The following is a 23,044-nucleotide window of genomic DNA, read 5'->3' on the forward strand; positions in this document are numbered from 1 at the left end:
TAACTAAAAAACAAAACAAGTGATTTGATTTATCCTCAAACTCTTGGCAGACGATTTAAATACTTAATCAGCTCTTGCGAAGTCTCTTATTGATCGCCATAATTTATTTTTATTTTTTAAAAGGTTTGTTTTGTAATGGAATTTTTAAGTCAATATGGTATGTTTCTTTTAAAAGCAATAACTGTTGTTATTGCTTTCCTCATAGTATTTGCTGGTTTTTTCTCTATAAGTCGCAAACCAAAGCCCAAACTGGAAATCACTTCTTTAAACAAACATTATGATCATATCATATCCATAATGAACAAAGAAGTTCTTGGCAAAAAACCACCCAAAAAGAAAAAAAATAAAAAAACTAAAGAGGATCATCCCACACTTTATGTGATCGACTTTCAAGGCGACATCAAAGCATCCCAGGTGGAACAGCTTAGAGAAGAAGTAACGGCTATTCTTTGCACCGCTAAACCTGGAGATGAAGTGTTAGTTCGCTTGGACAGTCCTGGCGGAGTAGTCAACAGTTATGGGCTGGCTGCATCGCAGCTCCAACGCATTCGTGATAAAAATATTCCTTTAACTGTGAGCATTGATAAAATGGCTGCCAGTGGAGGTTATTTAATGGCCTGCGTCGCCAATAAAATCATTGCTGCTCCTTTTGCAATTATTGGCTCTATTGGTGTAGTAGCACAAATACCTAATTTTCATCGCTGGCTTAAAAAACACGATGTTGATGTAGAATTATTGACCGCTGGGGAGTTCAAACGAACCTTGACCCTGTTCGGCGAAAATACTGAAAAAGGCAGAGAGAAAGCTCAAGATGATATAGAGAAAATACACGCTGCATTTAGAAATTATGTGGCAAGTAATCGGGAGCAATTAGATATTGAAGAAGTGTCTACAGGAGAACATTGGTTAGCTAAAGATGCTTTTGATCTAAAGCTTGTAGATAAGCTATGCACAAGTGACGACTATCTCATAGAAAAAATTGCTGCCTATAAAGCATTCAAACTCACTATTCCTCCCAAAGCATCGCTGACTAATAAATTACTTAAGCCAGCAATGAGATTGATGCACCCATGGGGCTAAAAGAGCCAACCAATCTAAATTGGCAGTTAATTCAGCATAATGAATAGTAAAAAATCTTTAAGATTCAAAATGCTGGATTAACTGCCGAATTCGAGATAATGGTATATAATTAATTTAGATTACAATATGGAGTGAGCGATGAGCGACTTTAAATCAAAACTACCTGATCTCAAAGAGTTAGCTTCAATGACAGGCAAGTTATATACTGACATCAAAAAGAGTGTAGGTGAAATCGTCCAAAACTATAAAGAAAATAGAGCACAAGAAGCAGAAGAAGCAAAAAAAACAGAGCAAACTCATGAAGAGCCTGTTAAAGAAGCCAAGCCCAAAAAAACTGTTGAAGAAAATATATCGACTGCAGAACCTAGTGCCGATGAAAAATCAAAAAATGATGAGACCAAACAATAGCTGTTGATAGTGTTTAAATAACTGTGCCATCTCCTTTAATTGTTATAATTTAACACGTCAATGAGGAGTGCTTTGAATAAGCACAGTGATCTTACACTCCAATTAATCAAGCCCTGTCCAATCATGGCGTCACTCTAAGGGGAAAGTGTGGCCCCTATATCTTTTAAATTGACGCCTTTGTTCAAATGATTACAAGCTAATTGCCAGGCCTTGATGTCCTCTCAGACATCAAGGCAAGTGTTTTAAAGACGTTTTCTTGTGTGTCTTTTAGATTACATGTTGTTTCACCTGCCTTGTAAATTTCAATTTTATCCAAATTGCGAAGAAATGCGATCACCGCCATATTTTCTTGTTCTCTGGCCTGAAAAAACCATTGCGATTGAACGTCTTTACTAAATATTACAATCTCATTCTGATGCCTTATAAGGACATTTCTATCTGTTCATCTTTTCAGGAATTTTTCATGTCCCTGATTTCTATTAACCACTACCATATCCACGCTGACCTCGATAAGTGAGGCCCCCCTGCAAAAGTTTTTTGAATTCTGTTCGTCACTCCTCGTCCATCGTCATCAGCCTGAAATAAGTGCAACACCCAATAATGATCCGCATCATCTGGAATGCTCTTGTAAACATCATTACCAAGCAACAAAGCCATACGATACCGAATACCAGCTTGATGTACTATGTCGGTTTTGTCTTGTTCTAATCGCCCCTTAAGTCCTTGAATGCCGTCCGGCGAGATATCCTCAATTTTTGCTGATGTGCTTAATGGCAAAATATGTTTTATCACTAGGTCATTGTCTTCATGCATCCGTTCAGCGCCCAATTGCTTCGCTGCCACCTCAATCAGCTGATGGAAAATTTTCTGGGTCAACGATGGATTGGGGGTATTTATAAATTGATATTTTTTATTTGGCTCTTCAGCGCCTGTATCTGAAATCTCCCCCGGTGTCATCAGAAGATGCTCTCGAACTGAATGAAGAATGCCAGCAATTGCATCGGCTGTTGGCTCAGTCTGAGCGGCGACAGAAGCTAATTGAGCAGCCAGAGAAGTCTGAAATTCATTGCAATTTAATGGGGTAAAAGATTAATGATATCAAGCAAACCACTCTGAATATTGCCCATTTTAGAATATGCCATAACACACGCCCCATTATTTTATAATAATAATTATAATATATTTATTGTAGGGGCGTGGTTTGAATTCAGACCCGTTCAGGGCGCGTAAGTCCATATTTGCGCATTTTTTCAACCAAGGTAGTACGTCGCATATTCAGATAGCTTGCGGCATGAGCAACCACCCAATCGGCTTCATTTAATGCTTGACTAATCAGAGCCAGCTCAGTTTTCACTAAGTGTTCTTTTAAATCAATACCTTCTGTACTGGAAATCTGTTCTTGACTCATCGCATCTAACAAAGCTTCTCGCTCAGAGCTTGACGTATCAGATTCAGTATATGGTGGTTTATATTCACCTCGAATTTTTTGCGGTAAATCGTCTTTGCTCAAAATTCCTTTAGGGTACAAAATAGTTAAGCGCTCTACTAAGTTAGCCAATTCTCTGATATTACCTGGCCAATTGTACTCACTCAATGCAACCATAGCATCTGGCATTAAACGCACACTAGGTCTGTTTTCACTTTCAATACGTGAAATCAGCTCGTTAAATAATAAGGAAATATCCTCTGCACGCTCTCTTAAAGGAGGCATTTCTATGGGGAATACATTAAGTCTATAAAATAAGTCTTCTCTGAATTTCCCCTCTTTAATCGCTTCCTCTAAGTTTCTATGAGTCGCTGCAATAATTCTAACATTCACTTCGATACTTTTATTGGAGCCCACCCGTTCAAAGCAGCGCTCTTGCAATACTCGCAATAATTTTACTTGCATAGGTAACGGCATATCACCTATCTCATCAAGGAATAAAGTACCTCCATTTGCTAATTCAAATCGACCTTGTCGAGAAGTAATCGCTCCAGTAAACGCGCCTTTTTCGTGGCCAAATAATTCACTTTCGAGCAGCTCTCCAGGAATAGCTCCGCAGTTAATGGGAATGAACGGCTTGCTGGCTCTTGATGACAGAGCATGGATATTACGAGCAACCACTTCTTTACCTGTTCCGGACTCTCCTAAAACTAAAACACTGGCCTCTGTATCCGATACTTGTTCTATAAGCCTGCGTACATTACGAATGCCCGCACTACTCCCCACAAGACTACGTAATAAAGGATTTTTTTGATTACTAATAATAATAGAATTGACCGCCTCTTTCGCAATTTGACATTGGTGTAAAGACTCCATAATTTGTGCATAAGTAAATGGGAACGGCTGACAGGCAACCACATTACGCAAGAGGCATTGAGTATTATTTAATTTTTGTCCCACAACGATAACCGGCACTTTGACAAATTGGTTAACCAACAAATCCAGTTCATTTATAGTTTCTTGAATAGACTCACTTGCACCAAGAAGAATCACATCAGGATTTATATCAGCAATTTGCCACTCACCATACTTACTGACTTCAGTTGATTCACCAATAAAATCAAGTATCGTGTGCAGCTTGTCACTACGATGTTCATTATTATCGATGATAAAAACCTTGTCATTCATACTCATAAACTTATCCTTAAGTTTTATAAACTTGCACCATCATTCTTTCACTCATAAAGCAAGGAAAGATTTTCTTAATTAACTATCGGTAACACACAATCAATTTAAAAGCATTGCACTGATTACCAAAACACAATTCCTGACTACCAATTGTTCTCGTAGCACCAACTTGAGTTTCTTTCACAAAATGTTTGGCTTGTAGAAAACCCATGCGGCTGCAAAAAGAATTAGCTGCTCGTGAACCACAACCTTGTTTTTGGTCATAACACCAATCCACACGATAATCATTAAAACGAGGAACAGCAAACCGTTTTTCCCGATAATGATAAGGTTTTGGCGGGGTATGTGATAAGCTCGTGGCGCACGCAATAGTCATAAAGCCATTGCAACGCCAACCTTTACAACTCGCGCCAGTTGATAAGTAATGTGTTAACCCTATGTTATAGGCGATTTCATTATCACTGGAGTATTCATAGCCAAGCATTTGACAATAACGATCTGCGACAACTTTACCGCATTCCTTACCATCCATGGAGCAATAATCCAGACGCTCTCCAAGAAAAGTAGGATGCCAAAAATTTCGAAAAGCCTTATTGTGCTTTCCATTTGTATTTGAATGGCTCGAAAAAGAGCAAAATAAAAAAACTAAAAACATAAAGTATCGGAAATTGATCATTAAAACAATCCTTTAGCGATTATCAAATCATGTTAGCTTATGATGCCTACTGGTACAAGAGCTGCATGAGGGTAAATCACTATTGATTTATTAAATGTAGCACATTTCATTTCACTCATTTTCAATAATGATTTTTTTTGATAAAAATAGTTAATCTGATAAAATAATGGCCATGAAAGTATTCTTGATATTTTTTTCAATGCTTCTTGTAATATTCCCCTATACAATAAGCAACAAGACCGATGTCCTCAGCCCCGTGACCACTACAGCTGTTGGATCTAAAAATCCGTGTCCACAAAAAAGCCCCCTTACCCGCTTTATTCGCTGTAATTTTAGTCAGACCTATGTAATACCAACAACATACATCTTATCAAAAACTTATTCACTTGTGGGCTTATTTTCTTTTTTCCTTTTTCTTCTCTCTCTATGTACTGGATTCGCAGCTCGTATCTATAAACCACCTCGATCATTTTCCAATAATTAACCTTTGTTCTCAAACCCTTCATCCCGATGATTGTTGCATCATTGGTCCGTTATTTTATTGGAGAATTTCATGAAAAATGTGTTTAAAATTATTTTATTAGCTGTGGCAGTTTTCTCTTTTCCTATCTCTTCATTGGCGTCAGTGAGTAATGAAAGTCTTATAGAAAAAAATTATTTTCAATTCACTATTCCCAAATACCAAACGAGTAGACAATCAGGACAAACAGTTAACATTTATGTGCGTTATGCCTATAAGAAAAATCTATCAATTAACCAGTATCCTGATTACAGGGTGCTGCGCACAGCTGTTTTAAAATATATGGAACCTTCTGAAGAGTTTCCTGCGGAAGTATTTTGGGAAATTCTTGCACCTGCAATGGGCAGAGATTTAATGAAAGATTTTCCATTAGACGGAGTAAGTATTCAACTGGAAGTTCTGGATAACCAAAATCCTGACAGTTTTGAGCCAGGCGATCATGGACCTACGTATACTGTGGGTGATATAGAACCTTTACACGTCATACATTAGCTTCCTGTTGCTGTAGCCTGGGGACGCGTAGCATAACCCAGGCTACAATTTTTTAGTTTCGCTAAATAGGATTATCACTATCAATAAATAAGTGCGCTAACTCAAATTGAGAGGCTAGATGATTACCTAAAGCCTGAATGCCATAACGTTCTGTTGCATGATGTCCACAAGAATAGTAGTGAATACCTAATTCTTTTGCCTGATAATATGTTCGTTCAGAAACCTCTCCACTGATATAAGCATCGACACCTAAACGGTATGCATCCTCAATAAAATCCTGCGCTCCCCCACTACACCATGCAATATGCGTAATTGGCTTTTTACTACCGGCAATAAACAAAGGATCACGCTGTAATTTTTTTGCCAAATACTCAGTAAATTGCGCTGGCTGCATGGCTTGAGTTAACTTTCCCGACCAGAGTATGCTGTCAGTACTTCCTGCCCGGTGCATATGTACCATGTCGACTTCAAATAATTTAGCTAAGCAAGCATTATTTCCCAGATCAGGATGGCAATCCAAAGGAAGATGGTATGCAAATAAATTTAACTCATTACATAACAGCTTATAAATCCGCTGGCGTTTCATTCCTACAATCGTTGACGCTTCGCCACGCCAAAAATAACCATGATGAACCAACAATGCATCTGCATTCCAGGCAATTGCCTGAGAAATTGCGTCTTCAGAAGCGGTTACAGCAGTGCAAATTCGTTTAATCTGTTCTTTTCCTTCAACCTGCATTCCGTTAGGCGCGTAATCATTGTATCGTTCACACGCCAACAATTGATGCAGGTATAATGACAGTTCTTCTTTAGTAATCACCGGTCAGAAACTCGTTTGATGTCCGCGCCTAATAAAGATAATTTTTCTTCTATACGCTCATAACCTCTATCCACGTGATAAATACGCTCAACTGAAGTTTCCCCTTCTGCAACTAATCCAGCTAAGATCAAGCTGGCTGAAGCACGTAAGTCAGTTGCCATTACTGGTGCACCGGTTAATTTTTCTACACCATTAATGATCGCTGTGTTTCCATTGAGTTGGATCTGAGCCCCCATACGTTGTAGCTCCTGTACATGCATAAAACGATTTTCAAATATCGTTTCAACTATAGTCGAGGAACCAACTGCTACGGAATTCATAGCCATGAATTGAGCCTGCATATCTGTTGCAAACGCAGGATAAGGTGCAGTAGAAATATTTACTGCCTGAGGACGTTGATTGTGCATATTAAGACTAACCCAATCTTCTCCTATTGTTAACTCAGCGCCAGCCTCTTCAAACTTACACAGTTGCGATAATAAAGTATCGGGACGTACTCGTTTCACAGTAACATGTCCTCGAGTTAGAGCACCCGCTGCTAAATAAGTACCGGCTTCAATTCGGTCGGACATTACAGAATAAGTACCACCAGAAAGCGACTCAACACCTTCAACCTCAATTATTGACGTTCCAGCCCCAGAAATTTTTGCGCCCATTTGAATTAAAAAATTAGCCAAATCAACTACTTCAGGTTCACGAGCCGCATTTTTAATAACTGTTGTACCCTCAGCAAGGGTTGCTGCCATGAGTACGTTTTCAGTACCAGTCACTGTAACTGTATCAAACATTAAACGCTTACCTTGCAAACGGCCACGTCTGCAACGCGCATTGATATAACCATTTTTTACTGTGATATCAGCCCCCATGGTTTTCAATGCCTTTAAATGCAAATCAACAGGTCTTGTCCCAATAGCACATCCCCCTGGTAAAGATACATCCGCCTTACCAAATCGAGCAAGCAAAGGGCCCAATACTAAAATTGAAGCACGCATTGTTTTAACTAAATCATAGGGAGCAACAAACTCATTCACTTGACTGGCATCAACCTGGACATTCATTTTTTCATCAACGATTAAATGAGCACCTAATTGACCTAACAATTCCATCATAGTCGTTATGTCTTTGAGATGAGGGACGTTGGAAATGGTCACATGATCTCGTGCAAGTAAACTTGCCGCCATAATAGGTAAGGCTGCGTTTTTTGCGCCGGAAATAACTACCTCCCCATTCAGTGCTTTACCACCATTAATTAATAATTTATCCATGTTGCGTTCCCCATTCTTCTTTGGTCCACGTCTTCATGCTCACAGCGTGTAGTTTGCCAGAGGTAATTAATTCGCTCAGCTGTGCATAGACCCACTGCTGTCTGGCTACCTTGGATTTATTTAAAAAGACGTCACTTACAACAGTTATCTGATATTGATAACCATCCCCCTCCACTTTGATGTAAGAAACATCATCGATGGCTTTAAATTTTTGTTCTATTTCTTCATTACTTATCATTAAAATTAGCTCACAAATTGAAATAAATACAACTTTTGGTAACAAATTTATCTAGGCAGAGCACAGGCCTCTCCACGTTCTGTCATCCAAATAAAAAAACAAAAACCCGGGCTACGGTTCACACCTTCACCCAGGCTAAATTTCATCACTCTAAAAAGTAACCGTTCTCCAAAAAATTTGGATCGTTCTCACTGAGTAATCAAAAAATTATACGGCCTCCAAAATCCCCCTCACACCACAAAACTCTGCTAAGGATTGGGTATCAGCTGGAACTCCAATAATTTCAAAAATCTTGTTATTTTTTTTACATAATTTCCTGGCCTCGATAAGTAATGCTAGACCAGCACTATCACAGTGCCTCACATCACTAAGATCCAAACCAAACTTGCCACTTTTATCTTCCATCAAAGCTTGATAGAGTTTTGCTCGAACTGCAACAACAGACTTAAATGAAAGATCACTACCAGGCTTAAAATAAACTGTACTCACAATTATGCAGCCCTTTTAAGTTGCTTTTTTTCCATTAACTTGATGACTTCATCAATACTGGAATTTTGTAATGCCGCCGCGAACTGTGAACGGAAACTTTGCAGCAAACTTACCCCTTCAACACTAATATCATAAATCTTCCACTGGCCATTTTTAGCAACAAGGCTATAAGACAATGGGATGTTTTGACCTTCAGCACGAATAATAATACTGTTAACCCGTAAAAAACGAGAGTCCAATGAGCCTCTTAAAGGTAGAAATTGTACGCTTTCATCGGAGTATTGTGCTAATGGACTAGAATAAGTACGAATAACCAATCGAGTAAACGCTTTTGAAAATTGCGCTCGCTGCGTATTTGTTGCCTTACTCCATGCTTGTCTTCCCAGTACTGAACGTGACATACCTGCAACGTCAACTATAGGGAGTAAGTTTGTTTCTACAGCCTTATAAATGATATTAGGATTATTTTTCAAACTGGATTTATTTTCTTTAAGAGTAGCGATGATGTTATTAGCAGTTTGCTCCAGCATAGGTATAGGAGAGTTTTGTGCATTCATTACAGGGGATAAAATCACACTGACAACTAATAAAATTGTTTTTATTATTCTCATGTCTTTGACCTTATTTTTTAATGTTAAATAGTAGTTGACCAATTAAATTTTCAAGAATAATTGCTTCTTGAGTTTTTCCAATCACATCGCCATTTTTCAAATAAGGATGGTCTTTGTCCTCTTCATCCTCGAAACCTGGAACAATACTAATGTAATTGGAACCAAGCAAACCCTCAGTCAAAATTCGTGCAGATGCATCATCGTAAGGTATTTTCTTATCACTTCGTAAACGCATAGTGACCTTGGCATTAAGCTCCCCGGGCTGCAACTCAATATGAGTTACCTCTCCAATTTTAACCCCTGCTACAGTAACAGGTGCGCGTACTTTTAGACCACCAATATCAGTAAAATCAGCCGTTACATCATAATTGTCATGAGACATAAAACTAGAAAGATTACTCACTTTCATTGTCATGACTAATAAAGCCAATATACCAAGCAACATAAATAGCCCAACACTAAAATCTACATAACGTTGCTTACTCATCTACCAATCTCCAATCATCATTGCGGTCAACAAAAAATCAAGCCCTAATACAGCAAGCGATGAATAAACTACTGTTTTAGTCGTCGCTTGACTAATACCTTCTGCAGTAGGAACACACTCAAAACCCTGGAATACAGAAATCCAGGTTACAACAAAAGCAAAAACTAAACTTTTAATGATACCACTGAGTACGTCAATTCGGAAATCCACTGCCGCCTGCATGTTGGACCAAAAACTTCCCGCATCTACGCCCAACCAGTGCACACCTATAAAATAACCACCAAAAATCGCTACAGCTGAAAAGATTAATGCCAAAAGTGGTAAGGTAATAAAACCTGCTATAAAACGAGGATAAATAACCCTGCCTAAAGGGTCAACACCCATCATATCCATGCTGGATAATTGTTCTGTTGCTTTCATTAAACCAATTTCAGCAGTTAAAGCAGACCCCGCACGTCCAGCAAACAATAAAGCACTGATTACTGGTCCAAGCTCTCTTGAGATACTTAAGGCCAATAATTGGCCTAGTTGGCTTGAAGCACCAAATTTCTGCAGCGTATTATAACCTTGTAAACCAACAACCATACCAATAAATAATGCGGACACTACAATAATTAAACACGACAAAACCCCAACAAAGTAGATTTGATAGCGCAGCAAAGGCCAAAGCCTTGAAATGCCAGGTCGTCTGAACAGCATCAAAAACAAGAATAGGCCAGAACTTCCTAAGTCTTGCAAAATCCGTGAACCACGATTACCGGCACGCGTGATGAACTCAAGCATCTAATAGCTCCTCTATGTACGATCTGGCAGGATAATGAAAAGGAACAACCCCATCAGCTTCACCATGCATAAATTGTTTAATTTGAGGTTCAGATGATTGAATTAGCTCTTCTGGAGTTCCTTGGCCTATGATTTTTCCACCAGAAATAAGGTAAATATAATCTGCTATAGAACAGGTTTCTTCAACATCATGCGAAACAATAATTGTTGTTGTATGCAACAATTCATTTAATCGTTTGATTAAACGGACTAAAACCCCCAGAGAAATCGGATCCTGCCCAGTAAATGGCTCATCGTACATCATAAGCTCTGGGTCCAAAGCGATAGTACGAGCCAAGGCTACCCGACGAGCCATTCCGCCTGACAATTGATCAGGCATCAGATTTGCAGCCCCCCGCAATCCCACAGCCTCCAATTTCATCAATACGATGTCACGTAACATGGACTCATTTAATAACGTGTGCTCTCGCAAAGGAAAGGCCACATTATCAAATACCGAAAGATGGGTAAATAAAGCTGAGCTTTGAAAAAGTAAACCCATATTACGTCGTGCATCATACAAAGCCTTGCGCGGCAATTGATGTATATTTTGGCCATTGACATGAATCAAACCGCTGTCTGGTTTTAATTGAGCACCAATTAGCTTTAATAAAGTTGTTTTTCCAGAACCACTAGGCCCCATAATTGCAGTAATTTTTCCTCGCTTAACCACCATATCAACATTATTGAAAATGCAACGACTCTCACGAGTGAAGATTAAATTTTTGATTTCGACCCAATTTTCAGGCATTCTCATTTTTCCGGTTATAGCCAAAAGTAGAAGTATACCCAAGATACTTCAAAATGCTAGGTTTTAGACGACTTGATTTTTCACTGAAGAGGATTTTTAAAGGCAAGTAAGCGCCAGATTTTATTGCGAATCTTTAAAAAGTTTACTGAGAGGAAAAAGAATAGGCAAAAATAGGATGTTAGTACATATTGAGGTGCTGAAACTGGATTGCAAAATTGAAGTATTTAATCCTATATATTCAAATGTTTTTTTGTTAGAATGAAAAATAAACAAAAAAACATCAATTATCCTATGAATTTTTGTACACTTGGACTCGCCGTTATTGAAACCGAAGCACAAGCTGTCTTTGAACTATCACAAAGAATTGATAGCCGATTTGAAAAAGCATGCGAACTATTGCTTGCCTGTAAGGGACGGATTGTAGTAACGGGCATGGGAAAATCCGGTCATATTGCGAACAAAATCGCGGCAACCTTATCCAGCACTGGCAGCCCTTCATTTTTCATGCACCCAGGCGAAGCAAGCCATGGGGATCTCGGCATGATAACCCGACAAGATACAGTGATCGCGATTTCTCACTCAGGCAACACATTAGAGCTAGTAACCCTGCTTCCTTTATTAAAACGATTAGAAGTGCCTCTCATTACCCTGACGGGAAACTCTGAGTCTACTTTAGCAAAAGCAGCGGATGTGAATTTGGATGTCAGTATTCATCAGGAAGCATGCCCACTTGGTCTTGCGCCAACAACCAGTACCACTGTAGCTTTAGTTATGGGCGATGCACTAGCGATTGCGCTTTTACAAGCCAGAGGGTTTAGTGAAGAAGACTTTGCATTATCACACCCCGGAGGCTCTCTAGGTAAACGACTTTTATTGCGCATTGATGAACTTTGCCACCATGGAGATCAATTGCCACTCGTTCATGAAAATGCGACTGTAAGTGAGGCCTTGATTGAGGTAACAGACAAAAAATTGGGTATGACCTGTGTCATTGACCATAAAGGTTATCTGACTGGAGTCTATACCGACGGAGATGTGCGACGAACTTTAACCCGCCAATATGACATTAATACCACACCAATTAAAGAAGTCATGACGCGTAATGCACGCACAATTCCTAAAGGAATGCTTGCCGCAGAAGCTTTGACAATTATGCAAAAACACACTATCACTGCATTAATTGTCGTTGATGAAGAGAAACGACCTACAGCCGTGCTTCATCTCCATGATTTATTAAAAGCAGGTGTTTTTTAAATGAATCAATTAATTGAACGAGCCAAAAACATTAAATGCTTAATCTGTGATATGGATGGAGTGCTAACTGATGGCCTTCTATATATTGATAATCACTTTAATGAACTAAAAACGTTCCACATTCAAGATGGAGTAGGCTTAAAATTGCTCATGACAGCAGGAATCGAAGTCGCTGTTATTACCGGTTCACGCAATGCAGTAGTCGATCATCGGATGCAGCAATTAGGCATTGTTCATTATTATAAAGATCAATTAGATAAGCAAGATACATACAAGCAACTAAAAAATAAATTAAATCTTCAAGATGAGCATTTTGCCTATATTGGCGACGATCTTCCTGATGCACCAATTATGCGACAAGTCGGTCTGAGTGTCGCAGTTGCCAATGCAGTACATCAAATTAAAGAAATTGCCATGTGGCAGACAACTCTACCGGGCGGTCGTGGAGCTGTACGTGAGTTATGCGACCTTATTCTGAATGCACAAAATAAAATGGATTTTGCTATAGCAGGTTATCTAAAATAATGAATGCAGCAAAACAACTCATGTGGCTTTTTTTTACCTTGGTTATCCTAGCATGTTCGGGATGGTATTATGGCCATTCAACAACCATGATTCGCCTAGATAGGGAAACTTTAGCAAATTCAGTAGACATGACTATTTTTAATGTCACCGTACGTCAGTTTAATCAACAAGGAACTCTGGCCAACATCCTCTCGGCCCCAACCATGCAACATATTCAAAAAGGTAATGTTTATTTATTTGAAAATCCGCATATTATAGTAAGCCAGGAAGAACAAGCACCTTGGGATATTAGCTCAAAAAAAGCGAAATCATTTGAAGGTGGTCAACGAATCACTTTTACAGGCAATGTCATAGTGCGTCAACAAACAGGAAATAAATCTCAAGAAAGTACTTTAAAAACAGAAGAAGTAACCTATTTTCCTAAAGAAAAGAAAGCCAGCTCTGATATGCTCGTGACCTATGAGCAGCCAGGAAACATCATTCAATCGACTGGAATGAATGCATACCTTGATGAAAAAAGAGTAGAATTACTCCACCAAGCAAGAGGAAGTTATGTTCCAGCAAATGGTTAACTACAGTTTGATCTTTCTTTTCATGCTCACCTCTTCTGTTGTGTATGCTCTGGCAGAGGATAAAGAAAAAGTCATGCATGTCATGGCCAATTCGGCTAATCTAAGTCAACAAGAACATAAAGGAACTTATACTGGTAATGTTGAATTAGTACAAGGAACAACCAATTTGCAGGCCGAAAAAGCAGTGACTCTAGGCAATGAAAAAAATCAACTCGTTCTTGCTATAGCTAATGGAGTAACTGGGAAACAGGCGCACTATTGGACCATAACAGACCCTAACAAACCACCAGTACATGCTTATGCAGACACTATTCGTTATTATCCATTACGTCATTTAATTGAGTTAATAGGAAATGCTCGCGTAGAGCAAGGAGAAAACTCTTTTTCTGCTGCAAAAATAAGTTATGATACTGAAAAACAACATGTTCTGTCTCAAGGTAATGAAAGTCAAAGAATCACTATTATTTATTATCCAGAAAAGAAATCATCATGAGCATCCTTGAAGCGCGAAATCTAAAAAAATCATTTAAATCGCGAACGGTAGTTAATGGCATCAGCATCCACATAAAAAAAGGTGAATGCGTCGGCCTGCTAGGCCCTAATGGTGCTGGGAAAACAACTTGCTTTTATATGATAGTAGGTTTGCAATCTTGCGATGAAGGACAAATTCTCTTAGCTGACCAAGACATAACAGCAAGTGCGATGCATCAAAGAGCACGTTTAGGTATCAGCTATCTCCCCCAAGAGGCTTCTGTTTTCCGTAAACTTACTGTTGCAGAGAACATCATGGCCATTTTGGAGCTTAGATCAGATTTAAATGATCAGGCTCGTGAAGAAAAACTGGATTTACTGCTCCAAGAATTTCATATTACACATCTGGAAAAAAGCCTAGGTATGGCATTATCTGGTGGAGAGCGACGCCGTGTTGAAATTGCGAGAGCCTTAGCTATAGAACCATCCTTCATTCTTCTTGATGAACCCTTTGCCGGAGTCGACCCTATTTCGGTTCTTGATATAAAAAAAATCATTCAACATTTGTGTAATAAAGGTATTGGCATTTTAATCACTGATCATAATGTGAGAGAAACCTTGGATATATGTGAACGAGCTTATATAGTCAGTCAAGGAAAAATCTTGTGCGAAGGAACCCCCGAGATTATACTGGCCAATCAACAAGTCAGGGCAGTTTATTTAGGCGAAGAATTTACTTTGTAATAAAACTGCAGTGCGGGTAATTTATAGCCTAGATATTTTTTAGCCTGGGTGTCCGTAACCCGGGAAGCTTGTGGCACATAAATGGGTTTCGCTACGCTACACCCGAGCTACACTAATTGATTAACCTTTTGATTTAATATGCTACTCATTATCGACAATTATGACTCATTTACCTACAATCTGGTACAATATTTCCAATGCCTTAATCAGGAAGTATTGGTTTATACTCACGATCAAATTAGCATAAGCCAAATAAAAAACCTTGCTCCGGCACATTTAGTTATCTCCCCAGGTCCCAAAGCCCCCAATGATGCGGGCATTTCTATGGAGGCAATTCAGACATTTTATCGAACTATTCCTATATTAGGTATTTGCCTTGGGCACCAAAGTATTGCTCAGGTTTTTGGTGGCCGCATAATACCCGCCCCAGAAATAATGCATGGAAAAACATCTGCTATAGTACATAACCAACAAGGAATTTTTAAAAATATTCCGAACCACTTTAAGGCAACCCGCTATCATTCCTTAGCAGTAGAAAATGACAGCCTTCCAGAATGTTTGACTATCGATGCATGGGCAAATAATACAATTATGGCAATTTCACATCGTCAATACCCTGTTTTTGGTCTACAATTCCATCCAGAAGCAATATTAAGCCAATATGGGCTGCAATTATTAGAGAATTTCTTACAATATGAAACCCAGTCTGCTGTTTGAACACTTGATCGCAAAAAAGAATTTAAGCCCAGAACAAATGCATACCGTCATTCATGCATGTATGTCAGGTGAATACAATGACGCGCAAATCGCAACATTTTTAGCACTCATGCGCATGAAAGGCGAAACAACAGATGAATTAATTGCTGCAGCTGAAATCATGCAACAATTAGCCCATAATATCGAACTAGGCTCCAATCTAATTGATATAGTTGGCACAGGCGGTGACGGAAAAAATACGTTTAATGTATCTACGGCATGTAGCTTTGTAGTAGCAGCAGCAGGATTCTCGGTAGCAAAACATGGCAATCGCTCTGTCTCGAGTCGTAGTGGTAGCGCAGACCTATTGGAGCAGGCGGGTTTTGTTTTGAACCTAACTGATCAACAAATAAAAACGTGTATTCAACAATGTGGTTTGGCATTTTTATTTGCCCCCCACTACCACCCTGCCATGCAATATGCGCGCACAGCACGTCAACAATTAGGTATTAGAACATTGTTCAATTTGCTTGGCCCTCTTATAAATCCTGCTCGTGTAAAGAAACAGGTTGTGGGTGTATTTTCAACAACTTGGCAAAAACCTTTAGCATCAGTTCTTGCTCACTTGGGGAGTGAAAGAGCCTTAGTAGTAAGCTCCCAAGATGGCTTAGATGAAATCAGTATCGCAGCGCCTACAGAAGTCATTGAGTATCGTGAAGGAACTTTTAATCATTGGGTAATTCATCCTCAAAACTATGGCATCAAACACCATTCTTTAGATGAGGTTATGGTTGATTCGCCACGCCAAAGTTTAGAATTAATCCAAGAAGTATTTTCTGGAAAGCAAGGAGCCGCGCGTGATATGGTTTTGTTGAATGCTGCTGCTGCAATTTACTGTGCTCATGAAAATACTTCTTTTGAAGAGGCATTGGAGCAAGCTAAAATCGCAATAGATAGCGGTAAAGCCAGCCAATGTTTTACTCAACTTAGCCAATTAACTCAAACTTTAAATAAAGAAATCGCATCATGAATAGTGTGTTACATCGTATTGCCGAACGCAAACAAGAAGAAATTGCTCTTGCCAAAAAAGATAAACCCCTAAGTTTATTGGTACAACAGCCTATTATGGAGCAGCGTGATTTTGTTGCTGCGTTAGCCTCTGAGCAAACTCCAGCAATTATTGCAGAAATTAAACGTGCCTCCCCGAGCAAAGGGTTAATCAGAGAAGATTTTAATGTAAAAGAAATTGCAGCAATCTATGCGGAACATGGTGCACGTTGTCTTTCTGTACTTACTGATATTGATTTTTTTCAAGGCCATCCAGATTATTTAGTGCAAGCAAAAAATCATTGTGCATTACCAATACTGCGCAAAGACTTCATTATTGATCCCTATCAAGTTTATGAAAGCCAGGCATTAGGCGCAGACTGTATCTTACTGATTGTTGCCCTCCTTGATGATGTCCAATTAACTGATTTTTGCCAATTAGCGCATGAACTGAAAATGGCTGTACTTGTAGAAAGCCATAACGAAGAAGAATTGGAGCGTGCACTACGTTTACCTACACCATTAATAGGTATTAATAATCGTAGTCTTCATACGTTTAAGACAGACATTCAACTCAGTATCCAGTTAAAACAATACATTCCTCAAGACAGAATAATCATTACTGAAAGTGGTATAAATACACGTGCAGATATAAATTTGATGCAAGCTCATGGAATTAATACATTTCTTATTGGAGAAAGTTTAATGAGGGCAAAAGATATAGGGAATGCCCTAGATCAGCTGATAAATGGGAATTAACGTGATTCGAGTATCTTGTTGCCTGGCTACTCCCAATTCGGCTCAGAGGGTTGTGAAGGCTCAGGCTCAGGAGCACCAGGGTCATCTGGCTCATAAGGTTCTGGCTCTGATGGATACTCATCAGGCTTATCAGGAAACTCATAAGGTTCAGGTATTTCGTCACCGTTTTTCAAAATAGCACCCTTATGTTTGTAGTATTTATAAAACATTATAGCAAAAGGAAAAAAAATGAATGTCGCTGTAATTACCGGGGCTGCAAATGGAATTGGCTTAGCATTATGCCAAGTCAATTTACAACGGGGTAATACTGTAGTGATGGTGGATAAAGACAGTATAAAACTCAAGCAGGAAGCCAAACGATTATTGGCCCTATTTCCAGAAAAAATTCTGGAAATTTCTTGCGACGTGACGCAACCCAATGAAGTGACGCAGCTGGTAAAACAGATTGTGGATCAGTTGGGACGTGTTGATTGGATTTATAATAATGCAGGTATTATCGGTCAATTAGCCCCTATCTGGGACTTATCACACGAGCAGCTCCAAAAAGTTATGGATGTGAATCTATATGGAATGATTCATATCATTCAAGCATTTACTCCTGTCTTATTTCGCCAAACATTCCACTCACATATTATCAATATAGCGAGTTTATATGCTTTGTGCACAGGTTCACAAACTGCTGCTTATGCGATGTCAAAACATGCAGTACTTGCTTTATCTGAATCCTTGCATTTTGATCTGATACGTCAAGAAAAACCTGTCGATGTTTCAGTAGTGTTTCCATCCTTTACTGATACAGCCCTTTTATCACATAACTCCAGTACTAACTCTTCTTTTCATGAGGCATTAAAGTCACTTTTATCGCATTCACGATCCGCCATCGATATTGCCGAACATATAGTTCATGAAGTAGGGCAAAAAAAGTTCTATATTTTTCCAGATAAGGAAGTAAAGGGATATTGTGAAGAGCGAACCCAGGCAATGATATTGCAAGAAAAGCCGCATGTTACCAATATTGAAAAATTAATGTGTGCACTCATGAAGCGTCAAGAATCAAGGGGGTAAGTGCATGCTGGGCTGCTAAGCCCAGCATGTAATAATGCCAATGTATGAGATCATGGACATTTTGCAGAATAGGAGTTAGCTCAGCAAACGCTGGGCTTAACAGCCCAGCCTACACTTGCTACACTTGCTTATTCATCAACGAATAACCTAACACATACAATCCCGAATATAGCGAGGGATGACGACAGAATAACCCGGGTTTCGCTTCGCTGCACCCAGGCTACAATTACTCAATCATGCTTCTAACATATCCAACAACTCTCGACGGAATTTATGATAATCCACCTCTACGGCGTGTCGTATATGTGATTTAAATCGATAATGGGGTTTATCCATTTCTTGAAGTACTTTGTCGTGCAATTTATCAGGTCGTTTTAAAGTGCCCATAATAATACGTGCGACTATTTTTGACTGATAATCCGCAAGCGGCCAAATACATCCTTGAGGTTGACACAAACCGATAAAATATAAATTATCATAGTCTGGATGCATCATTTTTCGATAAAGTGGGATTTTGGTCGAGTTACTAAAATCAGCAATTTCTTTATCAATAAATGGGAAGCTGATTTTATAGCCTGTAGCGAAAATTACAGTATCAAACTCTTCAGAATCGCCATGAGTAAAATAAACTCGACTTCCTTCGAAATGAGAAATTCCCGGGCGAGGAAAAATTTCTCCATGCCGAATAAAATAAAGCAACTCTGAATTAATAGTCGGATGGATTTCTAAAGGTCCGCAATCAGGTTTCATTAATTTGTATTTGGCATATCGTCCTTGCAGAATTCGAATAAAAAAACTTAAAACTTTCTGTCTTAACCAAGAAGGCATCCATCTGATTTTAGCCACAGCATCATCAGTTGGTTTACCAAAAACAAATTTAGGGAAAATATTATAACCTCTGCGCATACTGATACAGGTTTTTGGAGAAATGCGTGCTATCTCTACAGCGATATCACAAGCAGAATTTCCACCGCCAACTACCAAAACACGCTGGTCCTTAAAAATGGAGGCTTTTTTGTATTGATGAGAATGAAGCAATTGCCCAGAAAATTGACCTGGGTATTCTGGCATAAAAGGATCCCAATGATGGCCATTAGCAACTAACAAATAATCGAAATACTCTTCGTGAGTACCTTGATCATTTTCAAAAATAACTTGCCATTGGCCTTGGTCCGTCTGTTTTACCTTTGACACATTGGTATTAAAACGTATGTATTTAGTCAAATCAAAATGATTTGCATAGCTTTTGAAATAGTCTAAAACTAAAGCATGTGACGGATAGTCGGGGAAATGCGCCGGCATAGGAAAATCTTCAAACTCAGACCAACGCTTAGAGCTGATAATGTGTGTGGTCTCATAAATACTGGCATGATTATTTTCTTCACTATATACCCAATTACCACCGATTTGATTGTTTTTTTCAAATACGGTGATATCAGTTACTCCCTGTTCTTGCAAATTTTTAATTGCAGCAAGCCCACTGGGCCCTGCTCCAATCACACAGACACGAGGACAGTCGTTTTTACCCTTTTGCTTTATTTGCATTACTCGACACCTTTTTCACTTCATCCATAATCATTGCTTGTACTACAGGATCTTTATCAATAGTGAAATGATTCACTTGAATGCCTTTTATCGTAGTCACATTGATATTGTCAATACGCGTTTGTTCTGGATTGACAGCTCTGAGCTTCAAACCACTAAACATGGGTACAAAGCCAGGTTTATAAAAATTCATCGCATGCTTTACATTAGGCGGTACAATTGTTTGAGATACAGCATCAACAGTAACCAATAAGTCCACAGAAATACCTAATTTATCCAGATTGCGAGCTACTTTAATTTGCTCGTTAGCTCCCAAAGAATGCCCTACTAGAATAATTGGTCTATGCTGCTTATGTTTTTGATAATAAGCAACAATGGAACGTGTCACATCACCTGCGTTATACCACATATCGCTAGGAGCTGGTATATTACATTCTTCAACAACAGTACCACTAAGTGTGCGCATACCCGTACTAAACAGTCCTAGCCCACCTAACATAGTATGTACTTCGCCATGATAGGGTTGCGACTTACTCACCTTCACTGTTTTTGCTGTTTTCACTGATTTCTGAGACGTAGATTTAGGAAACACAGACTGAGCAGTCTTGGGGATTGGCCTTTTCTCAGAGGCTCTACCACCCGATAAATCAACACAGCCAGTCATGCTTATTGCGATGAGTAAAAACAAAAATGAGCTGAAGACACCTAATTTTCTATTTTCAAAAAAGTTCATTTTATTTTATTCTTATTTTTTAGATGAAAGATCATAGCCTATTCTTAGAAGGTTTGCCAAGATGGCGCATGCATGAAGTTCAGTCTTTCATGCTGTAAGTGTGCGATGAATTTTGGTAATCTGCATCATAGATAGAACCTCCTTTTTGTGTTTAATATTTAATCTACATCCAAGGATTGTTCTCTAACTTTTTGTTATTTTATGGGAACATCTTAATTTATCATGGAAAAACACAGAATAATTCTCACTGTCACGCAACTTAATCGACAAGTAAAAAGCTATCTTGAAAACGAACTGGGGATAGTTTCGGTTGAGGGAGAGCTCTCTAATTTGAGTAAACCCGCATCCGGACATTTTTACTTTACTCTAAAAGACAGCAATGCCCAAATCCGTTGCGTTTACTTTAAAAACCGTAATATCAATGGACATGCAAGCAAATTAACTGATGGACAACATATAGTTGCCAGTGGGCGATTAAGTCTTTATGAAGCACGCGGCGATTATCAATTGATCGTGGAACAAATTACTGAGGCAGGTTTGGGGGCACTCTACCAACGTTTTGAAGAGTTAAAAAATAAACTTGCAGCAGAGGGTTTATTTGATGCAGCAAAAAAAAGCGCCATTCCAGTCATGCCTCGAGTCATCGGAATAATCACGTCAACGACTGGAGCCGCAATCCGCGATATATTATCTACTCTTGCTCGACGATTCCCCATTGCAAATGTTTTGATTTATCCTAGCGAAGTTCAAGGTGCTGGTGCAGCACAGCAGCTAATTAAAGCAGTACAACAGGCCAATAAGGAAAAGCGATGTGATGTGCTTCTTCTTGCCCGTGGTGGAGGAAGTATTGAAGATCTCTGGGCATTTAATGATGAGCAGTTAGCTCGTCATATTGCTATGAGCTCAATCCCTATCGTATCTGGAGTGGGCCATGAAACAGATTTTACAATTGCTGACTTTGTAGCCGATTATCGAGCAGAAACTCCTACAGCAGCTGCGACAGCAGTAACTCCTGATTGTAATGAGTTACTTAAATTATTAAATCACTGCATCTCACGGATGTATGAAGCAATGCATCGATTGATGCAAAAAGAACAAATCAAATTACACCATTTAATTGACAAAATATCCTCACCACAAAAAGCCATTGCCAGTTACTGGCAAACGTCCGACTATCTGGAGCGACAATTAATTGCTCATATGGTTTCTATTATCAAACAAAAAACGCATCAATTGCATCTGTGCATCAATCATCTGAATGCCCACAATCCCAAAACACAAATTAGGCAAACTCAGATACTTTTACAAAAAATCACCGCAGAATTAATTCAGCACATGCACAATAAAATGAATCAGCTGAAATACCAATTAAGAACGCAATTATCTACCTTGCATGCGGTCAGCCCCTTGGCTACACTGGATAGAGGATATGCAATTGCAACGAAAAAAAATAAGGTGTTGTTTTCCAGCCAACAAGTCACTATTGGTGACTCTATCGAGGTGCTTTTGGCACAAGGAAATTTAACTTGCGAAATCACTCAAATAAACGAGTAAAAAATGCTTGAAGAATTAAACAACAGTTTTAGCTTCATTATTAGCCAGACTAAAAATAACATTCCTATATTGGGAATCGTTTTGCTAATACCCTGGTTTTTCTTTTTGGTAAGTATAGTTTACAGAAAAATATTATTACTGGGTATTATCCCAAGACATATCCGTGGTTTGCCTGGCATTATATTTGCCCCACTCTTGCATGCAAATTTCAATCACATTTTTTTTAATTCAATCCCCTTAGTGGTTTTAAGTAATTTCATTTTGATTAATGGGCTTGGTTATTTCATAGTTGTTACGGTAATGATTACTATTTTAAGTGGAATTGCTATTTGGTGCTTTGCTAAACCAGGATTACATGTAGGAGCTAGTGGCCTCATTACTGGTTATTGGGGATTTTTAGTGAGTAATATCTACCAAACGGGTACATTAACTACCATAATTTTAGGTATCATCAGCGTCTATTATTTTGCTGGTATTTTCTTTGGAATTTTCCCTAAAGAAAAAGGTGTATCGTGGGAATCCCATCTGTTTGGCCTTCTAGCTGGTTTAGCCGTTAGTTATTTATTTAGGCTTTACCCCAATTACTTGCTAATCGTTTTATCTAATTATTTTTAAATCATTAAAGCTAAATAAAGGTAGGCTGGGCTGCTAAGCCCAGAATGTAACAACACCAATATATTTCTTTCTTCGGAGCAATGGATAAGCAGCAAACGCGGGGCTGACAGCCCTGCCTACCTAACACATACGGGACTGACGGATACAGCCTTGGGACATAGAAAATCAGTACCAGCTTGGTCAAGACAGTA

At 38.9% G+C, this 23,044-nt stretch carries 28 protein-coding genes; 14 read left to right on the forward strand and 14 right to left on the reverse strand.

Features of this window, described 5'->3' with window-relative positions; translation table 11 throughout:
- Positions 1–135 precede the first annotated feature (135 nt).
- Entirely contained in the window at positions 136–1,080 is a 945-nt protein-coding gene (gene sohB / locus Lste_RS10010; protein WP_058510877.1) for a protease SohB, read from the forward strand.
- Between the two features lie 138 nt (positions 1,081–1,218).
- Entirely contained in the window at positions 1,219–1,488 is a 270-nt protein-coding gene (locus Lste_RS10015) for a hypothetical protein (protein WP_058510878.1), read from the forward strand.
- Positions 1,489–1,974: 486 nt separating this feature from the next.
- Here the strand turns inward: Lste_RS10015 and Lste_RS10020 are convergent, their stop codons facing one another.
- From Lste_RS10020 to Lste_RS10030, 3 genes are all read right to left on the reverse strand, one after another.
- Positions 1,975–2,445, reverse strand: a complete 471-nt coding sequence (locus Lste_RS10020; RefSeq protein ID WP_058510879.1) for a hypothetical protein — start codon at positions 2,443–2,445, stop codon at positions 1,975–1,977.
- Positions 2,446–2,695: 250 nt separating this feature from the next.
- Positions 2,696–4,108, reverse strand: coding sequence for a sigma-54 dependent transcriptional regulator (locus tag Lste_RS10025; protein WP_058510880.1), 1,413 nt, complete (start codon positions 4,106–4,108; stop codon positions 2,696–2,698).
- A 76-nt stretch (positions 4,109–4,184) separates the two neighbouring features.
- Positions 4,185–4,778 carry a hypothetical protein gene (locus tag Lste_RS10030; protein WP_058510881.1) on the reverse strand — a complete coding sequence of 198 codons (594 nt, stop codon included), beginning with the start codon at positions 4,776–4,778 and terminating at the stop codon, positions 4,185–4,187.
- A 553-nt stretch (positions 4,779–5,331) separates the two neighbouring features.
- Here Lste_RS10030 and Lste_RS10035 point away from each other — a divergent pair.
- Positions 5,332–5,790 carry a hypothetical protein gene (locus tag Lste_RS10035; RefSeq protein ID WP_058510882.1) on the forward strand — a complete coding sequence of 153 codons (459 nt, stop codon included), beginning with the start codon at positions 5,332–5,334 and terminating at the stop codon, positions 5,788–5,790.
- A 61-nt stretch (positions 5,791–5,851) separates the two neighbouring features.
- Here Lste_RS10035 and Lste_RS10040 read toward each other — a convergent pair whose 3' ends face one another.
- The 8 genes from Lste_RS10040 to Lste_RS10075 form a co-directional block, all read right to left on the reverse strand.
- Complete coding sequence (locus tag Lste_RS10040) at positions 5,852–6,610, reverse strand: Nif3-like dinuclear metal center hexameric protein (RefSeq protein ID WP_058510883.1); 759 nt, start codon at positions 6,608–6,610, stop codon at positions 5,852–5,854.
- On the reverse strand, positions 6,607–7,875 hold the full coding sequence (gene murA, locus Lste_RS10045) for a UDP-N-acetylglucosamine 1-carboxyvinyltransferase (protein WP_058510884.1): 1,269 nt from the start codon (positions 7,873–7,875) through the stop codon (positions 6,607–6,609). The genes Lste_RS10040 and murA overlap by 4 nt, the downstream gene beginning before the upstream one ends.
- Complete coding sequence (locus tag Lste_RS10050; protein ID WP_058510885.1) at positions 7,868–8,113, reverse strand: BolA family protein; 246 nt, start codon at positions 8,111–8,113, stop codon at positions 7,868–7,870. The genes murA and Lste_RS10050 overlap by 8 nt, the downstream gene beginning before the upstream one ends.
- Before the next feature lie 207 nt (positions 8,114–8,320).
- On the reverse strand, positions 8,321–8,602 hold the full coding sequence (locus tag Lste_RS10055; protein ID WP_058510886.1) for an STAS domain-containing protein: 282 nt from the start codon (positions 8,600–8,602) through the stop codon (positions 8,321–8,323).
- A gap of 2 nt (positions 8,603–8,604) precedes the next feature.
- Entirely contained in the window at positions 8,605–9,213 is a 609-nt protein-coding gene (locus Lste_RS10060; protein ID WP_058510887.1) for an MlaC/ttg2D family ABC transporter substrate-binding protein, read from the reverse strand.
- A 10-nt stretch (positions 9,214–9,223) separates the two neighbouring features.
- The gene (mlaD, locus tag Lste_RS10065; RefSeq protein WP_058510888.1) at positions 9,224–9,700 is read right to left on the reverse strand and encodes an outer membrane lipid asymmetry maintenance protein MlaD; all 477 of its coding nucleotides are present in this window, start codon (positions 9,698–9,700) and stop codon (positions 9,224–9,226) included.
- The gene (gene mlaE / locus Lste_RS10070; protein WP_058510889.1) at positions 9,701–10,483 is read right to left on the reverse strand and encodes a lipid asymmetry maintenance ABC transporter permease subunit MlaE; all 783 of its coding nucleotides are present in this window, start codon (positions 10,481–10,483) and stop codon (positions 9,701–9,703) included.
- On the reverse strand, positions 10,476–11,273 hold the full coding sequence (locus tag Lste_RS10075; RefSeq protein WP_058510890.1) for an ATP-binding cassette domain-containing protein: 798 nt from the start codon (positions 11,271–11,273) through the stop codon (positions 10,476–10,478). Before Lste_RS10075 ends, mlaE begins: the two co-directional genes overlap by 8 nt.
- A 291-nt stretch (positions 11,274–11,564) precedes the next feature.
- Here Lste_RS10075 and Lste_RS10080 point away from each other — a divergent pair, with 291 nt between their 5' ends.
- The 8 genes from Lste_RS10080 (at position 11,565) to trpC (ending at position 17,341) form a co-directional block, all read left to right on the forward strand.
- On the forward strand, positions 11,565–12,527 hold the full coding sequence (locus Lste_RS10080) for a KpsF/GutQ family sugar-phosphate isomerase (RefSeq protein WP_058511712.1): 963 nt from the start codon (positions 11,565–11,567) through the stop codon (positions 12,525–12,527).
- Entirely contained in the window at positions 12,528–13,052 is a 525-nt protein-coding gene (gene kdsC / locus Lste_RS10085) for a 3-deoxy-manno-octulosonate-8-phosphatase KdsC (RefSeq protein ID WP_058510891.1), read from the forward strand. It abuts the gene before it with no gap.
- The gene (gene lptC / locus Lste_RS10090; RefSeq protein ID WP_058510892.1) at positions 13,052–13,624 is read left to right on the forward strand and encodes an LPS export ABC transporter periplasmic protein LptC; all 573 of its coding nucleotides are present in this window, start codon (positions 13,052–13,054) and stop codon (positions 13,622–13,624) included. The genes kdsC and lptC overlap by 1 nt, the downstream gene beginning before the upstream one ends.
- Entirely contained in the window at positions 13,605–14,117 is a 513-nt protein-coding gene (gene lptA / locus Lste_RS10095; protein WP_058510893.1) for a lipopolysaccharide transport periplasmic protein LptA, read from the forward strand. Before lptC ends, lptA begins: the two co-directional genes overlap by 20 nt.
- On the forward strand, positions 14,114–14,839 hold the full coding sequence (lptB, locus tag Lste_RS10100) for an LPS export ABC transporter ATP-binding protein (RefSeq protein ID WP_058510894.1): 726 nt from the start codon (positions 14,114–14,116) through the stop codon (positions 14,837–14,839). The genes lptA and lptB overlap by 4 nt, the downstream gene beginning before the upstream one ends.
- Before the next feature lie 138 nt (positions 14,840–14,977).
- Entirely contained in the window at positions 14,978–15,556 is a 579-nt protein-coding gene (locus Lste_RS10105; protein WP_058510895.1) for an anthranilate synthase component II, read from the forward strand.
- The gene (gene trpD / locus Lste_RS10110; RefSeq protein ID WP_058510896.1) at positions 15,534–16,565 is read left to right on the forward strand and encodes an anthranilate phosphoribosyltransferase; all 1,032 of its coding nucleotides are present in this window, start codon (positions 15,534–15,536) and stop codon (positions 16,563–16,565) included. The genes Lste_RS10105 and trpD overlap by 23 nt, the downstream gene beginning before the upstream one ends.
- Positions 16,562–17,341 (forward strand): indole-3-glycerol phosphate synthase TrpC, encoded by a 780-nt coding sequence (trpC, locus tag Lste_RS10115; RefSeq protein ID WP_058510897.1) that lies wholly within the window; start codon positions 16,562–16,564, stop codon positions 17,339–17,341. Before trpD ends, trpC begins: the two co-directional genes overlap by 4 nt.
- A gap of 26 nt (positions 17,342–17,367) precedes the next feature.
- Here trpC and Lste_RS19400 read toward each other — a convergent pair whose 3' ends face one another.
- Positions 17,368–17,514 carry a hypothetical protein gene (locus tag Lste_RS19400; RefSeq protein WP_193393398.1) on the reverse strand — a complete coding sequence of 49 codons (147 nt, stop codon included), beginning with the start codon at positions 17,512–17,514 and terminating at the stop codon, positions 17,368–17,370.
- A gap of 55 nt (positions 17,515–17,569) precedes the next feature.
- On the opposite strand from Lste_RS19400, the gene Lste_RS10120 reads away from it, so the two are divergent.
- Positions 17,570–18,406: an SDR family NAD(P)-dependent oxidoreductase gene (locus Lste_RS10120; RefSeq protein WP_058510898.1), complete on the forward strand. Its 837-nt coding sequence runs from the start codon at positions 17,570–17,572 to the stop codon at positions 18,404–18,406.
- Positions 18,407–18,640: 234 nt separating this feature from the next.
- Here Lste_RS10120 and Lste_RS10125 read toward each other — a convergent pair whose 3' ends face one another.
- Complete coding sequence (locus Lste_RS10125) at positions 18,641–19,951, reverse strand: flavin-containing monooxygenase (RefSeq protein WP_058510899.1); 1,311 nt, start codon at positions 19,949–19,951, stop codon at positions 18,641–18,643.
- Positions 19,929–20,684 (reverse strand): thioesterase domain-containing protein, encoded by a 756-nt coding sequence (locus Lste_RS10130; RefSeq protein ID WP_058510900.1) that lies wholly within the window; start codon positions 20,682–20,684, stop codon positions 19,929–19,931. Before Lste_RS10130 ends, Lste_RS10125 begins: the two co-directional genes overlap by 23 nt.
- Positions 20,685–20,906: 222 nt before the next feature.
- Here Lste_RS10130 and xseA point away from each other — a divergent pair, with 222 nt between their 5' ends.
- Both xseA and Lste_RS10140 read left to right on the forward strand, forming a co-directional pair.
- Positions 20,907–22,238: an exodeoxyribonuclease VII large subunit gene (gene xseA, locus Lste_RS10135; RefSeq protein ID WP_058510901.1), complete on the forward strand. Its 1,332-nt coding sequence runs from the start codon at positions 20,907–20,909 to the stop codon at positions 22,236–22,238.
- Between the two features lie 3 nt (positions 22,239–22,241).
- Positions 22,242–22,853, forward strand: coding sequence for a rhomboid family intramembrane serine protease (locus Lste_RS10140; RefSeq protein ID WP_058510902.1), 612 nt, complete (start codon positions 22,242–22,244; stop codon positions 22,851–22,853).
- Positions 22,854–23,044 lie beyond the last annotated feature (191 nt).

The organism is Legionella steelei (genome assembly GCF_001468005.1).
Lineage (GTDB): Bacteria > Pseudomonadota > Gammaproteobacteria > Legionellales > Legionellaceae > Legionella > Legionella steelei.